The sequence below is a fragment of the Thalassotalea piscium genome (assembly GCF_030295935.1).
Taxonomy (GTDB): domain Bacteria; phylum Pseudomonadota; class Gammaproteobacteria; order Enterobacterales; family Alteromonadaceae; genus Thalassotalea_B; species Thalassotalea_B piscium.
Genome location: NZ_AP027362.1, coordinates 444,629 through 457,733 on the forward strand (window position 1 = coordinate 444,629; position 13,105 = coordinate 457,733).

At 37.8% G+C, this 13,105-nt stretch carries 17 protein-coding genes; 11 read left to right on the forward strand and 6 right to left on the reverse strand.

The window, feature by feature from the left end; translation table 11 throughout:
* The first annotated feature begins 192 nt into the window (after positions 1 to 192).
* The 3 genes from typA to QUD79_RS01810 all read left to right on the forward strand — a co-directional run bounded on the left by typA (position 193) and on the right by QUD79_RS01810 (position 2,737).
* Entirely contained in the window at positions 193 to 2,013 is a 1,821-nt protein-coding gene (gene typA / locus QUD79_RS01800) for a translational GTPase TypA (protein ID WP_184426036.1), read from the forward strand.
* A 353-nt stretch (positions 2,014 to 2,366) separates the two neighbouring features.
* The gene (locus QUD79_RS01805; RefSeq protein WP_184426035.1) at positions 2,367 to 2,552 is read left to right on the forward strand and encodes a hypothetical protein; all 186 of its coding nucleotides are present in this window, start codon (positions 2,367 to 2,369) and stop codon (positions 2,550 to 2,552) included.
* A gap of 26 nt (positions 2,553 to 2,578) precedes the next feature.
* The gene (locus QUD79_RS01810; protein ID WP_184426033.1) at positions 2,579 to 2,737 is read left to right on the forward strand and encodes a hypothetical protein; all 159 of its coding nucleotides are present in this window, start codon (positions 2,579 to 2,581) and stop codon (positions 2,735 to 2,737) included.
* A gap of 502 nt (positions 2,738 to 3,239) precedes the next feature.
* Here the strand turns inward: QUD79_RS01810 and QUD79_RS01815 are convergent.
* Both QUD79_RS01815 and QUD79_RS01820 read right to left on the reverse strand, forming a co-directional pair.
* A complete protein-coding gene (locus QUD79_RS01815; RefSeq protein ID WP_184426031.1) occupies positions 3,240 to 3,884 on the reverse strand; it encodes a DUF2959 domain-containing protein in 645 nt (214 codons plus the stop codon).
* 5 nt (positions 3,885 to 3,889) lie between these two features.
* Positions 3,890 to 4,114 carry a hypothetical protein gene (locus QUD79_RS01820; protein ID WP_184426029.1) on the reverse strand — a complete coding sequence of 75 codons (225 nt, stop codon included), beginning with the start codon at positions 4,112 to 4,114 and terminating at the stop codon, positions 3,890 to 3,892.
* 86 nt (positions 4,115 to 4,200) lie between these two features.
* Between QUD79_RS01820 and QUD79_RS01825 the strand changes: the two genes are divergently transcribed.
* The 3 genes from QUD79_RS01825 to dtd are packed head-to-tail and all read left to right on the forward strand — an operon-like array spanning position 4,201 to position 6,506.
* On the forward strand, positions 4,201 to 5,088 hold the full coding sequence (locus QUD79_RS01825) for a virulence factor BrkB family protein (protein ID WP_184426027.1): 888 nt from the start codon (positions 4,201 to 4,203) through the stop codon (positions 5,086 to 5,088).
* A gap of 15 nt (positions 5,089 to 5,103) precedes the next feature.
* Positions 5,104 to 6,072: a prolyl aminopeptidase gene (pip, locus tag QUD79_RS01830; protein WP_184426025.1), complete on the forward strand. Its 969-nt coding sequence runs from the start codon at positions 5,104 to 5,106 to the stop codon at positions 6,070 to 6,072.
* Positions 6,069 to 6,506 (forward strand): D-aminoacyl-tRNA deacylase, encoded by a 438-nt coding sequence (gene dtd, locus QUD79_RS01835; RefSeq protein WP_184426023.1) that lies wholly within the window; start codon positions 6,069 to 6,071, stop codon positions 6,504 to 6,506. The genes pip and dtd overlap by 4 nt, the downstream gene beginning before the upstream one ends.
* A 40-nt stretch (positions 6,507 to 6,546) precedes the next feature.
* Here dtd and QUD79_RS01840 read toward each other — a convergent pair whose 3' ends face one another.
* The gene (locus QUD79_RS01840) at positions 6,547 to 7,290 is read right to left on the reverse strand and encodes a class I SAM-dependent methyltransferase (RefSeq protein ID WP_184426021.1); all 744 of its coding nucleotides are present in this window, start codon (positions 7,288 to 7,290) and stop codon (positions 6,547 to 6,549) included.
* 44 nt (positions 7,291 to 7,334) lie between these two features.
* On the opposite strand from QUD79_RS01840, the gene QUD79_RS01845 reads away from it, so the two are divergent.
* The 5 genes from QUD79_RS01845 (at position 7,335) to QUD79_RS01865 (ending at position 10,428) form a co-directional block, all read left to right on the forward strand.
* Entirely contained in the window at positions 7,335 to 8,234 is a 900-nt protein-coding gene (locus QUD79_RS01845; protein ID WP_184426019.1) for a bifunctional GNAT family N-acetyltransferase/hotdog fold thioesterase, read from the forward strand.
* Positions 8,234 to 8,704 (forward strand): nuclear transport factor 2 family protein, encoded by a 471-nt coding sequence (locus QUD79_RS01850; protein WP_184426017.1) that lies wholly within the window; start codon positions 8,234 to 8,236, stop codon positions 8,702 to 8,704. The genes QUD79_RS01845 and QUD79_RS01850 overlap by 1 nt, the downstream gene beginning before the upstream one ends.
* Positions 8,705 to 8,718: 14 nt before the next feature.
* Positions 8,719 to 9,555, forward strand: a complete 837-nt coding sequence (locus QUD79_RS01855) for an NAD(P)H-binding protein (RefSeq protein WP_184426015.1) — start codon at positions 8,719 to 8,721, stop codon at positions 9,553 to 9,555.
* Between the two features lie 59 nt (positions 9,556 to 9,614).
* Positions 9,615 to 9,914: a hypothetical protein gene (locus QUD79_RS01860; protein WP_184426013.1), complete on the forward strand. Its 300-nt coding sequence runs from the start codon at positions 9,615 to 9,617 to the stop codon at positions 9,912 to 9,914.
* 109 nt (positions 9,915 to 10,023) lie between these two features.
* Complete coding sequence (locus QUD79_RS01865) at positions 10,024 to 10,428, forward strand: DUF1801 domain-containing protein (RefSeq protein ID WP_184426011.1); 405 nt, start codon at positions 10,024 to 10,026, stop codon at positions 10,426 to 10,428.
* Positions 10,429 to 10,543: 115 nt separating this feature from the next.
* Here the strand turns inward: QUD79_RS01865 and QUD79_RS01870 are convergent, their stop codons facing one another.
* Genes QUD79_RS01870 through QUD79_RS01880 form a run of 3 tightly spaced genes read right to left on the reverse strand, consistent with a single transcriptional unit; the run spans position 10,544 to position 12,916 of the window.
* Positions 10,544 to 11,479, reverse strand: coding sequence for an SPFH domain-containing protein (locus QUD79_RS01870; RefSeq protein WP_184426009.1), 936 nt, complete (start codon positions 11,477 to 11,479; stop codon positions 10,544 to 10,546).
* Positions 11,479 to 12,396: an SPFH domain-containing protein gene (locus QUD79_RS01875; protein ID WP_184426007.1), complete on the reverse strand. Its 918-nt coding sequence runs from the start codon at positions 12,394 to 12,396 to the stop codon at positions 11,479 to 11,481. The genes QUD79_RS01870 and QUD79_RS01875 overlap by 1 nt, the downstream gene beginning before the upstream one ends.
* Positions 12,397 to 12,454: 58 nt before the next feature.
* The gene (locus QUD79_RS01880) at positions 12,455 to 12,916 is read right to left on the reverse strand and encodes an NfeD family protein (RefSeq protein WP_184426005.1); all 462 of its coding nucleotides are present in this window, start codon (positions 12,914 to 12,916) and stop codon (positions 12,455 to 12,457) included.
* Positions 12,917 to 13,105 lie beyond the last annotated feature (189 nt).

A 13,105-nucleotide genomic window follows, 5' to 3' on the forward strand; every position in this document is an offset into this window, starting at 1 on the left:
TAATCAATCCATTGGTTTGCACCTAAATGGTGCGGTAAATGGATCATTTAAGTGCATTTAAAGAGGTTAAACCCTAGGCAACTAACGATAACAATAATGAATAAAATAACGGCTGATATAAATTGTTGCTATATTTATAAGAGTATTTACTGTATAATACGCGCCCAATTATAGCCCTATTGAGCAAAGCTTGTGTTAGAGAAATTACGTAATGTTGCGATTATCGCCCACGTTGATCATGGTAAAACTACCCTAGTCGATAAATTATTAAGTCAGTCCGGTACGCTAGATGCTAGAAGCGGTCTTGAAGAACGTACAATGGATTCAAACGACATTGAAAAAGAACGTGGTATTACCATATTAGCTAAGAACACAGCTATTAACTGGAATGACTACCGTGTAAATATTGTAGATACTCCAGGTCATGCTGACTTTGGTGGCGAAGTTGAACGTGTTATGTCAATGGTAGATTCAGTATTGTTGATTGTTGACGCTCAAGAAGGTCCAATGCCGCAAACGCGATTTGTAACTAAAAAAGCATTCGCCCAAGGTTTAAAACCAATTGTTGTTATTAATAAAATTGACAAGCCAAGTGCTCGTCCAGCTTGGGTTATGGATCAAGTTTTCGATTTATTCGATAACTTAGGCGCCACTGATGACCAACTCGACTTTAAAGTTGTTTATGCGTCGGCCATTAACGGTTGGGCATCTACAGAAGAAGGTGTTGTTGGCACAGACATGACACCATTGTTTCAAACGATTATTGATGAAGTACCTGCCCCAAATGCTGATGCGGAAGGTGCATTTCAAATGCAAATTTCACAATTAGACTATAGCTCTTATCTTGGTGTTATTGGTGTTGGCCGTATTACTCGTGGTTCAGTAAAGCCTAACCAACAAGTTACAGTGCAAGGCGCTAATGGTAAAATGCATAACGGCAAAGTAGGTAAAGTGTTTGGCTACTTAGGCTTAGAGCGTCATGAAAGTGAAATCGCTCATGCAGGTGATATTATTGCAATAACAGGTTTAGGTGAATTAAAAATCTCAGATACGATCTGCTGTCCTAATGAAATTGCTCCATTACCACCATTATCGGTTGATGAGCCAACCATTAATATGACGTTTCAAGTAAATACCTCACCATTTTGCGGTCAAGAAGGTAAATTTGTAACTTCTCGCAATATTAAAGACCGTTTAGACAAAGAATTAGTTCATAACGTTGCATTACGTGTTGAGCAATTAGATGATGCCGATAAATTTAAAGTATCAGGTCGTGGTGAACTTCATTTAGGTATTCTAATTGAAAATATGCGACGTGAAGGTTTTGAATTAGCCGTTTCACGTCCAGAAGTAATTATTCGTGAAGTAGACGGACAGCTTGAAGAACCTTACGAATCTGTAACGATTGATGTTGAAGAGCAGCATCAAGGCCCAATTATGGAAAAAATGGGTGTTCGCAAAGCAGAGCTAACTGATATGGCACCTGATGGAAAAGGCCGTATTCGTATGGACTTTATCATGCCAAGCCGAGGCTTAATTGGTTTTCAAACTGAATTTATGACATTAACCTCTGGTTCAGGTTTGATCTATCATACGTTCCTAGAATATGGGCCTCATAAAGGCGGTGACATTGGTCAACGCTTGAACGGTGTAATGATTGCTAACGCAACAGGTAAAGCGTTAACTAATGCTTTATTTAACTTACAATCACGTGGTCGTTTGTTTATAGGGCATGGTGTTGATGTTTATGAAGGTCAAATTATTGGTATTCATAACCGTGATAACGATTTAACGGTAAACGCATTAAAAGGTAAGCAGTTAACCAACGTTCGTTCATCAGGTACTGATGAAGCACAAACATTAACTCCACCTATTGTTATGTCGCTTGAACAAGCACTAGAGTTCATTGATAACGACGAACTAGTTGAAGTTACGCCTGAAAGCATTCGAATTCGTAAAAAGTTCTTGAAAGAGAGTGATCGTAAACGTGAAGGCCGCGCAGCTAAAAAATAGTTAACGCGCTAAGTTTATTAAGTAAAACGCCGCTTTAATTAAAGCGGCGTTTTTTTATTTAATTATATTGGGTGAGATATTGCCCCCTAAATTGTAAGACATCTCTCAACCTTCTGTCAGTTATGCTATTCAGTTATTAATATTTATCAAATCCTATTTCTTTAACCATATGTTATATAATCTTTTTTTCTGTTTTTAAATCCTGTACTGCTTTTTGCTTTCGTAAACATTTATTCACTCACTAGCCGACTTTATTAGTAGTGATAGACTGCCCTTAATGCTGTGATAATTAATTTAATCAATTTTCAATGTGATTTACGATTATATTAATTTGGACTATCACGAGGAAAGGAATGATGGATCACCCTAAAGTAGAGCGCTTAAATAGTTTGTTCGAAAAAATGCTCTCTAATAACGCAAATAGTGTTGAACAACATGAGTTAACTGCTTTATACCAAGAATATATCAATGATGGGCGTGATACCAATAGCGGCAGCTATCAGCGAAAAAATACAAGAGCAGAAGTTAAAGCTAAATAACTAAATATAATAAGAGCGTATGGATTATGTCTCCCGAGCAATTAAAACAGCTGCAAAAGTTAAGTCAATTATTCGAAGAGGGCTCTGCAGGCTCTGAACAAATAAAAGAGCTTTCTGAACTTTTAGCAGAAGTTAATCATATACATGAAGAGTTAAGCGCTATACCCAAACAAGCTTCAATTTAAACTTTGAAGCAATTTGAGTATAGCTAGGGCGTGTTTATTTTTGTTGTACATTTTTGCAGCGATTTATTTGGTGTTTATACAGGGCTGAACTTATGTAATGGGGTTGTTTCCCATAAATAAGTAAAAACACCGTAGAAAAACCAAAGAGGCGCTGTTCTACGGATACGTTTAAACATGATTTACTTTTTGTTGCCTACATGGAAGTAGGTACTTAGCGTGAGCAGGACGCGGAAGCTGTGCCTACATGGAAGTAGGTACTTAGCGTGAGCAGGACGCGGAAGCTGTGCCTACATGGAAGTAGGTACTTAGCGTGAGCAGGACGCGAAGATGTGCCCACATGGAAGTAGGTACTTAGCGTGAGCAGGACGCTGAAGCTGTCTAGCTCATTTATGTAGAATAACTACACTTTACTCGCTACGCCTCAATTAAATCATGTTTAACTCGTACAAAATTTATACTCGAAAGATCAACACGCCCTAATATAAAACGACTTAATATAGGACTACTGAGCCTTTAATGTGTTAATAAACGCTTGCGAGTCGTCAATTGAGTTGTTCATTTCTTTAATTAATACGTCAATATCACGCTTTATCGATTGGTATTCACCTTTTAAAGCACCCACCGCTTGCGCATTTAAATTATGTTTTAAATACAGCATATTATCTTTTAGAGCGGTTAGTACGGGCGCCATTTTTTTCTCAGCACTTTGCATGGCAATAATCACCTTACGATAATTACGCTGCGTTTGTCGTAATTTACTTTGGCTTTGGCGCTTAAGCGATGCGTTTGAGTATTGCTCAATTTCATCTTGCCACTCATCAAATAATGCTTCAGCTACATTTTCAATGGCATCAATCCGATCAGAAACATCTTTTGCCGCTTGCTCACTTGATTCATAGTGTGCTTTGCTTTGTTGATAATGCGTTTCTAATTCGCCGCCATCAAAGGTAATTAATGATGAGAACTGGGCTAATGCACTCGCAAACTCTTCTTTTACTTCTTCTTGTGAATCGTTAGCTTCTTCAACGCGGTCAATTAAAATGTCACGTTTGTGAATGCCAACTTTCTCCATAGCAGAGTAATAAGCGCTAGAACACGCTGTTAATGTGAGTAAAAGTGCAATAATAAAAGCGTTGATCTTGGTCATAATAGCTAATCCGATGATTTAAAACGTGCAGCATCAATAATAGACCATAAATAAACAATAGGAACCAGTAGCCAACCAATTGCTACCCAAACTAGCACCCAAGAAATTGCCATTCCGAGAAAGAAAAAGATTGCTGCTAATATTCTTCCTTGTACTAATTGCCCTAAACCGGGGAAAAACACATTACATATTGCGGCAATAACATTTCCACCTGAACCTTGTCCTGACATAGTGACCTCTTTTATTTAATTTATTTAACTTGGTATTAGTAATATCATAATATACTGTAGTTATTAATAAATTATTTACTATAAAAATGAAATTACCTAAAAAAATACCTATTCGTTCAATAAAAGAGAAAACTACTGATTTTTTTCGATTTTTTATTGGCAAAATACAGACCGAGCAAGTACACGTTAGTGCCGGCTACTTGGCTTATGTTACGTTAATGTCTTTAGTGCCCTTAATTGTTGTAACGTTATCGGTAATGACAGCGTTCCCTATTTTTGCGGACATAAAAGTTATTATTGAAAACTTTGTTTATGCAAATTTTTTACCTGCAGCTGGCGATGCGGTTAAAGGGCATATTACCGGTTTTGTTGCTAATGCTTCTAAAATGTCTGCAATCGCAATTTCATTCTTATTTTTCTTTGCTCTTTTATTGATTTCATCTATTGATAAAGCGTTAAACAATATTTGGAAAATTACCCGTAAGAGAAGATTGCTTACGGCTTTTTCAATGTATTGGATGATACTTACTTTAGGGCCCGTGCTTGTTGGAAGTAGCCTTGTTGCAACTACCTATATTGTCTCGTTGGTTTCATTAGGTGATTACGATATTTTGGGTTTCTCAAATTACTTAATGCGAGCATTACCCATAATAGCCTCATTAGTAGCTTTTTTAATTTTGTACATGATTGTGCCAAATAAAGTCGTTAAGTTTAAATACGCTTTTTTTGGTGCGTTGTTAGCGGCAGTATTATTTGAATTTGCCAAGAAAGGTTTTGCGCTTTATGTGACTCACTTGCCATCTTACAAGGCTATTTATGGCGCATTAGCCAGTATACCTATATTGTTTTTATGGGTTTACTTGTCTTGGTTAGTTGTTTTGTTTGGTGCATTATTTACAGTAAGTTTAGAAGAATTTAATAGCAAGAAACCTAAAGCTGAACCTGAACCAGAGTCAGAAGCCGAGCCACTATAATTTTAGGGAGTTAACATGTCTCATTGTTTATACCCGTATTTAGCCACGTATAAAGAAGAGTGGTTAAGCTTATCAGATGGACACCAAATATATATTGAACAAAGCGGTAATCCCAAAGGGCTTCCTGTGGTTTATCTTCATGGTGGCCCGGGTGGTGGTTCAAGTGAAAATCATCGGCGCTACTTTGACCCAGAAGTGTATCGCATCATAGTATTTGATCAGCGTGGTTGTGGTCGTTCAACCCCTACGTTAAGTTTAATAAGCAATACAACCGCTGACTTAGTAGAAGATATTGAAACTATAAGAAAATATTTAGCTATTGATAAATGGTTGGTTTGTGGTGGTTCATGGGGAACAACATTAGCCTTATGTTACGGTATTAAGTACCCTAAGCAAGTACTCGCATTTATTTTAAGAGGGGTGTTTTTAGCTACAGAAAAAGAATATAACTGGCTTTATCAACCAAGCGGTGCAGCGCGATTTTATCCTGAGTATTATCGTGAGTTTTTACAACCATTACCAAAAGGTGAGCGGTCAAACCCTTTAAAGGCTTATCACCATATTTTTAGTGGCGACAATGAACTAGCAAAAGCAGCAGCAAGTAAAGCGTGGTATTTATGGGAATTGCGCTTATCAACACTTGAGTACCACCAAATAGGTTTACTAAAAGTAGAAGACACGCATAAAGCGTTATGCATGGCTCAGCTTTCTAACTACTATTTTTATCATAGTAGCTTTCTTGAAGAAAATTATATACTTAACAACATAAATGCAATTGTTGATATACCAGCGATTATAATTCATGGTCGTTACGATATGGTGTGTCAATTAGGTAATGCTGATGAACTAGTGAGTGCATGGAGTAATGCCACCTTACAAATACTTCCACAAGCAGGGCACAGTGGTTTTGAAAGCCAAACGATTAACGCCATTTGCAAAGCAACAGATACAATGGCCAATTTTTTATACGAGAATAAAGAATGATAGCGCTAATACAACGAGTAACGCAGGCAAATGTTGTCGTAGAGGGAGAAATAACAGGGGAAATAGCACAAGGGTTATTAGTGCTGTTAGCTGTTGAGCCCGAAGATACTGAACAAAAAGCTAAAAGGCTCGCAGAGCGCGTGGCAGGCTATCGTATTTTTGAAGATGAAAAAGGAAAAATGAATTTAAATGTTGGGCAAGTAGGCGGAGATCTATTAGTAGTGTCTCAATTTACCTTAGCAGCCGACACCAGCCGAGGACTGCGGCCAAGCTTTACTAGTGCTGCTGAGCCTAAAATGAGTAAAGCATTATATCAATATTTTTGTCAGCAATTGAGAAGCCAAGGATTTACAGTGCCAACAGGTATTTTTGGTGCTGATATGAAAGTGAGCTTACTTAACGATGGCCCGGTTACTTTTACCTTAAGTATATAACTTAACTGCATATTAGGTTTAGTTTCGAACTGACGTTAATTTACAGCTGTATGCCATGTTGCCATAGCGAATGCCAACGACTTTGTTGATAAGGCTTTAGTGGCGAAAGGGGGTTATCAGTTAACGCCTCGTTCATTACAGGTAAAATATGCACTACAATGTTTTTATAATGTGGCACATTAAAATACAGCACTTGCGCCCCTGTTATTTGCTTCAAATGTTTTAATAAGGCGTTTACACTGTGTGCTTGCTCATTAGGGAGGTTTAGCGTTATTAACGTTTGCTCTTGCGTTTTATTAAGCACCATATTAACTAACCCAGATGAAATAACAGAGTCATTCATCGTTAAAAATACATCAATTATTAGCCAGTCAACGTTCACACAAGGTTGAGTTTTCAACCAGCATTCTGCGCCTTCGTTAATAATAGTTGTGTAATGCTGTGCAGGATTAAAAAAGCAATTAAACGCATCAATTACACTTTTGTCTAACTCTAAGCTGGTAAAGTTACAGTGAGGTAGTAATTGCTTTATAAAGCGGATAAGCGCACCGCCACCTAGCCCTATTTCAAGAATATTGTGTGGTTTAAAAAACTGCAGCGGTAAAACCATAGCCAGCTGATGAGGCAATACAAGTTGGCAAGGGTGCCGCTTTAACATAATACTTTGCACCACATCGTTTAAGCTTAACCACCGATAATGGTTGCTTTCAGTAATAGTAAGTTGTTGCTGACCTGCTTTAAAGTAAATTATGCGTCCTTGTGCTAGATGTTTCTGTAATTTCATTTAATATAGTTCAACTGATAAATAGTTATACTTAAGCTTAGTAGATGATTGAATGTAGAGCGCCACAAAATCCGCAAGAATATGAACAGTATTATCAACTACGCTGGCAAACGTTAAGAGCGCCTTGGCAGCAACCTTTAGGAAGTGAGCAAGATGAACTTGAAACACAGTCTGTTCACAGAATGGTAATTAATGAGCAAGGCCAAGTTATTGCTATAGGACGATTGCACTTTACTAACCACAATAATGCACAAATTCGTTATATGGCGGTAGCAGACTCATTTCACGGGCAAGGTTTAGGGCGTGTAATTATTGATGCGTTAGAGCAAGTCGCTAAAAAGTTTGGTGTCGCTACCATAACGCTCAATGCAAGAGAGCAAGCAGTAGGGTTTTATCAAAAATTAGGTTACCAAGGTGACCTAGTTTCACATGTGCTGTTTGGTGAAATTAAGCACATAGCCATGCATAAGCTACTTAAATCGGCAATAAGTAAACACCCGTTAGCAGTTAAAGAGCTTGAGCACACTTGGCATACCACTATTCCTATGAGCAAGGCAATGGGTATTAATATCACCTATTATGATCAAAAAAAGCTTGTTACCACGTGCGATTTAAACATTAACAAAAACCTTCACAATACAATGTTCGCTGGTAGTATTTATACCCTAGCAACACTGGCTGGTTGGGGTTGGCTTGCTCTGCAGTTACATGAAAAGCAACTACAAGGCGACATAGTGTTAGCAGAAGCCGAAGTTAAATACCTATCGCCTGTAGAAGGGATAGCTTATGCTACCACCTCAGACAAAAATGAATTGTCAGAATTTACACGACTTAAAAATGGCCGAAACGAAAAAGTTACCCTAACCGTAAATATCACTAGCGGAGAAAAAGTCGCGGCACAATTTATTGCTACCTACGTAGTTAAAAACAGGAAAATGAACTGATGTTAAAATATATAGTAATTATTATGCTAACGGTTATTTCTACCTATAGCGTGGCACAAAACACCGCTAGCCAAGTGCTTGATCAATATCATCAAGCCGCATCAGACGCTAATTTTGAACGTTACTTTAACACCATGGCAGACAATGCCATTATATTAGGTACAGACGGCACAGAGCGATGGACAAAAGAAACTTTTCAAGACTTTGTTGAGCCTTATTTTAGCAAGGGAAGAGGCTGGACTTATAAAGTGATTGAACGCAACTTAACAACTGCAAAAGCCGACCAAGTGATATTTTTTGATGAACTATTAATGAATGAAGCTTATGGTCATTGTCGAGGTAGCGGCGTGTTAATAAATACAGCCAATGGTTGGAAAATTTTACAATACAACTTAACCTTTGTTGTACCAAACGATGTTTCTTCTGAAGTTGTTACTTCAATTAAGCAGTTTCGTAAGCTAACTCACTAACAACAAGGCGCATAATGTCTATAAATAAAAGTGTTGCCATTATTGGATGTGGTTGGTTGGGACAAGCATTAACAATGCATTTATTGGCACATAACTATACGGTAGTGGGTACAGGTCAATCATTAGAACGGCTTACCCAAATATCAGCACTTGGGGCCATTGCAGAGCGTTTAGTGTTGCCGTTAAACACCGCAGATTCCAATACCTATCAATGCTTTAATTGTCAGACACTTGTAATTGCTATTACGCCGCAAATGCGCTCAGGAAAAACTGATTATGCACTAAAGTTAGCTCAAGTTGTGGCACACGCCAAAAAAGGCAACGTTAAACATATTATTTTAGTTAACAGCACCGCCATTTATGGCGGCTTAATCGGAGAAGTAACAGAAGATGCTAAATTAGACATAACACAAGCCAAAGTTGCACAACTGTATCAAGCTGAAAAGATAGTATTAGAAAGTGGCTTGGCAGCGGTTTCTTTAAGGGTAGCAGGTTTGGTTGGCCCTAATCGATTACCAGGTAATTTTTTTAAACAAGGGCGTGTGTTAACCGAGCCAAATGCTTACGTAAACCTTGTTCACCAAGCTGATGTAGTAACATGTATCGCTAAGATTATTGAACAACCTAATATTACAGGATGTTTTAATATTGCCAGTAACATGAAGGTGTTGAAGCAGCACTTTTATCAACAAGCAGCGGTAAGTATAGGAAATAATAAGCCCGAATTTGAACCAGCCGACAAAGAAACTAAAAGTAAGCGTGTAGTTAGTGATAAAATTAGACAGCTGTTATCATACCAATTTCAGTATGACGACTTGTTAGCTTGGCTTAATTCAACGGGTAATAAGTAATCCTGTTATGCCTCTCTTACTTTTCAACTTTTTATATTTGGTTTAACTTTGGCATAACGATGACAAAAAACACCCAGCGTTATTTACTTGTATTTTTAATTTTATGGCTGCATGTCACAGTACTTGATTTGTTTTATGTAACCACCTCTAAAATTGTTTTTCTTTGGGAAGAAAACTTTGCCCCTTTAACCTTGGTAGTACATTTTGCAACGGCTCTAATCGCTACTTTATTTTATATTGGCATAAGTCATTATCGAGCTTATAGCGCCGTAAATAAACGACCTGTTAGCGACAAGTTTTGGTTAGCGAGTTCGTTCTTATTAGCAGGGCTAATAGCTTATTTTATTTGGTTTATTTAATGCTGAGAGCCCAATTATTCAAAACCAGTAATAGTATTTCGATTAACTGATCATTTATTGATTATTTGGTTGATCTTCAATTATTACGTATCATTAATTCGGAGGTTGCGTGGATCCTGAACTAGAGTATAAATTTTCTTTCTACCCTATAGAGGCTCAAAGGCAGCTTGATAATATTCGCCGCCTAATTTTTACCGTCGCCGAAGAAAACGGTTTAGGTGAAGTTGAAGAGGCTTGCAAGTGGGGTGAGGCCAGCTACCTTGTTAAAGGTGGTAGTACAATTCGAATAGACTGGAAATCCAAAGACTCTGATGTCATAAAGGTTTACTTTCATTGCCAGACAACTTTGATCGATACTTTCAAAGAAATTTATCACGATGATTTTGAATATGAAGGAAAAAGAGCAATTGTTATTCCTCTAGATGCTAAAGTTGAACAAGGGCCATTGGGGCATTGTATCGGATTAGCACTTAAGTACCACAGTGTGAAACACCTACCGTTACTTGGATCGTAGATCACAGGCACTTTTTAGTAACAGCAAAAGAGCGAATAGCAATATCGTAGTATGTGCGGTTAGAGTAAATTTAAAAAACACTCCCGGCATAACTCAACCGAGAGTGCTTAATTGGTTATTTTTTATCTAAGCCAAGGGTGTTAATCCATTGATTAAAGTCGAGTAAATTATTTGGTAAAATAATTTTTCTGTCTTTGCGACTTAAACCTTTTAACTTGTCTAAATATTGCTCGCTAAGTTGCATGTTTAATGCTTCTTCGCCACCTGGCTGTTCAATCGACTGAGCAATTCTTCGAATAGATTCGCCTGTTGCTTTAGCAATAGCGATAATTTCTTCTGCCTTACCTTCTGCAGAGTTAATTTGTCGTTGCTTCTCACCTTCAGAAATATTGATCATTTCTGTCATTTGACCTTCAGAACGATTAATACGACTTGCTTTGTCACCTAAACTTTTGGCTAAAATTGCGCGGCGTTCACGTTCAGCAGTTACTTGCAATTCCATGGCGTTCTTAACAGTTAAAGGAGGGGTGATATTTTTAATCTCGTAGCGATGCACGCGTACACCCCATGCCTCACCTGCTTTGTCTAACACTTCTACAACTTTAGCACTGATTATGTCTCGTTCTTCAAAGGTGCGGTCAAGTTCTAAGGTACCAATAACCGAACGGGTAGTAGTTTGGGCAAGTTGCATTGCGGCAAAGCGGTAATCGGTAATACCATAGCTTGCTTTTAACGGGTCAGTTATTTGTATATAAATTACGCCATCTACTTCAACGTTTACTTCATCCATCGAGAAACATTCTTGTGGTGGTACATCAATTGTTTCTTCTTTCAGGTCTTGTATAAATGCAACACGGTCGATAAAAGGGAGTAAAACATGAAACCCTGCTTCTAGGGTGCATTTGTATTTCCCTAATCGCTCTACTACGTATGCTGATTGTGTTGGCACTAAACAAATTGCTTGAATAAACTTAAAGGCCAAAAACAAAAAGATTGAAGCCCAAATAATTAATACAAATATTTCTAATGGTTCTGCGCTAAGTGGATTCATTATTTTGCTTCCTGAACTTGTTGTGTTACTTGTTCCATACCGTTAAAAAAACCTTCTAATTTAGCCACTTCTGTCGGTAAAACAGAGATGTCGGCGGTATTTAATATTTTGCCTGTTTCTTTAATGAATTGCTCCATTAACCGCATTTTAATAGCTTTGTTACCACCTGGTACAGAAGCCGCCTGCGCGATAATATCCATGCCTTCGGCTGTTGCTTTGGTGATTATTTCGATTTCTTTAGCACGACCATGAGCGACATTAATTTGTCTTTGCTTATCGCCTTCAGATAAGTTTATCGCCTCTTGTCGTTCACCTTCAGATAAGTTTATTGTTGATTCTTTTTGTGCTTCAGCTAAGGTGATTTCGGCACGCTTTTGTCGTTCTGCTTCCATTTGTTTTTCTAAGGTATGCACAACATTTGCTGACGGGGTTATATTTCTTACTTCGTAACGCAATACTTTAATACCCCATGGATCTGACGCTTTGTCAATTTCACGTACTATAGTCTCGTTTAGTGTGTCTCGTTCGGAAAAGGTCTGGCTTAAGCCTAGCTTGCCTATTTCTGAGCGCATGGTGGTTTGTGCTAAATTAATGCCCGCACGTCGGTAGTCTTCAATACCGTAACTGGCTTTTGCACCGTCCATTACTTGAATGTAAACTAAACCGTCAACATCTATTTGAATGTTATCTTTAGAAATACAACTTTGTGACGGAATATCCAGTACTTGCTCGCGGGTTTCATGTCGGTAAGCGACGCGATCAAAGAAAGGGATCAAAAAATGCAAACCAGGTTGCATTACCGCGCGAAATTTTCCTAGTCGTTCAATTACGCATACTTCACGCATGGGAACAATAAGAACAAGCTTGAGTACTATGACTAATAGCCCAAGAAAAATAAAAGTGATAGTTGCTAGCATAAAAACTCCTTGCGTTATGCTGTGCCGAAATGGCGTTTGTTATTGTTATTGATTAGTGTTAAAGCTTAATATTACTTGGCTCTACTACTAATGAGATATTTTCTTTACAAATAATCGTTACTTTAGAGCCTTTGGCTATTTCAGAGCCGTCACCTAGTGCACTCCAAGTGGTTCCTTGAAATATCACACGCCCAGCGGTTATTCCTGGGCCTATACTCTCAATAACTTCAACCTCTTTTCCATACATATCGAGTTCATCATCAACGTTATTTATCGATTGCTCACCCTGAAAAAATTTATCGGTAACAAAGTAAAGTGCAAATAGGAGAATTGATGCGCAGATAAACCAAGTGGTAAGCGTTAACACCCATGTGTCTAGCCATTGCTGGTGAACACCAAGTGATACTAATACTGAGGCGATAGCAAGGTTAAGTAAAATACCGCCAGGAATAAATATTTCTAAAAAAGCAAAAATAACGGCTAGCACTAACCATGTTTGAAAAAATAAGATGTATTCCATTATTTATACCCTCTGTGAGCAATTGGTTAACATAATTATGCTCTTTTTTATTATTACACTACTGAGGACGTTAGCCGAATAATTTAGCTAAGAGGCTTAGTTTATACCAATATCAATAACTATGTGATCATTTCTACCGGCTAAACCAATCAACTACTGCGTTATTTATTTTATAATTATCACTACATG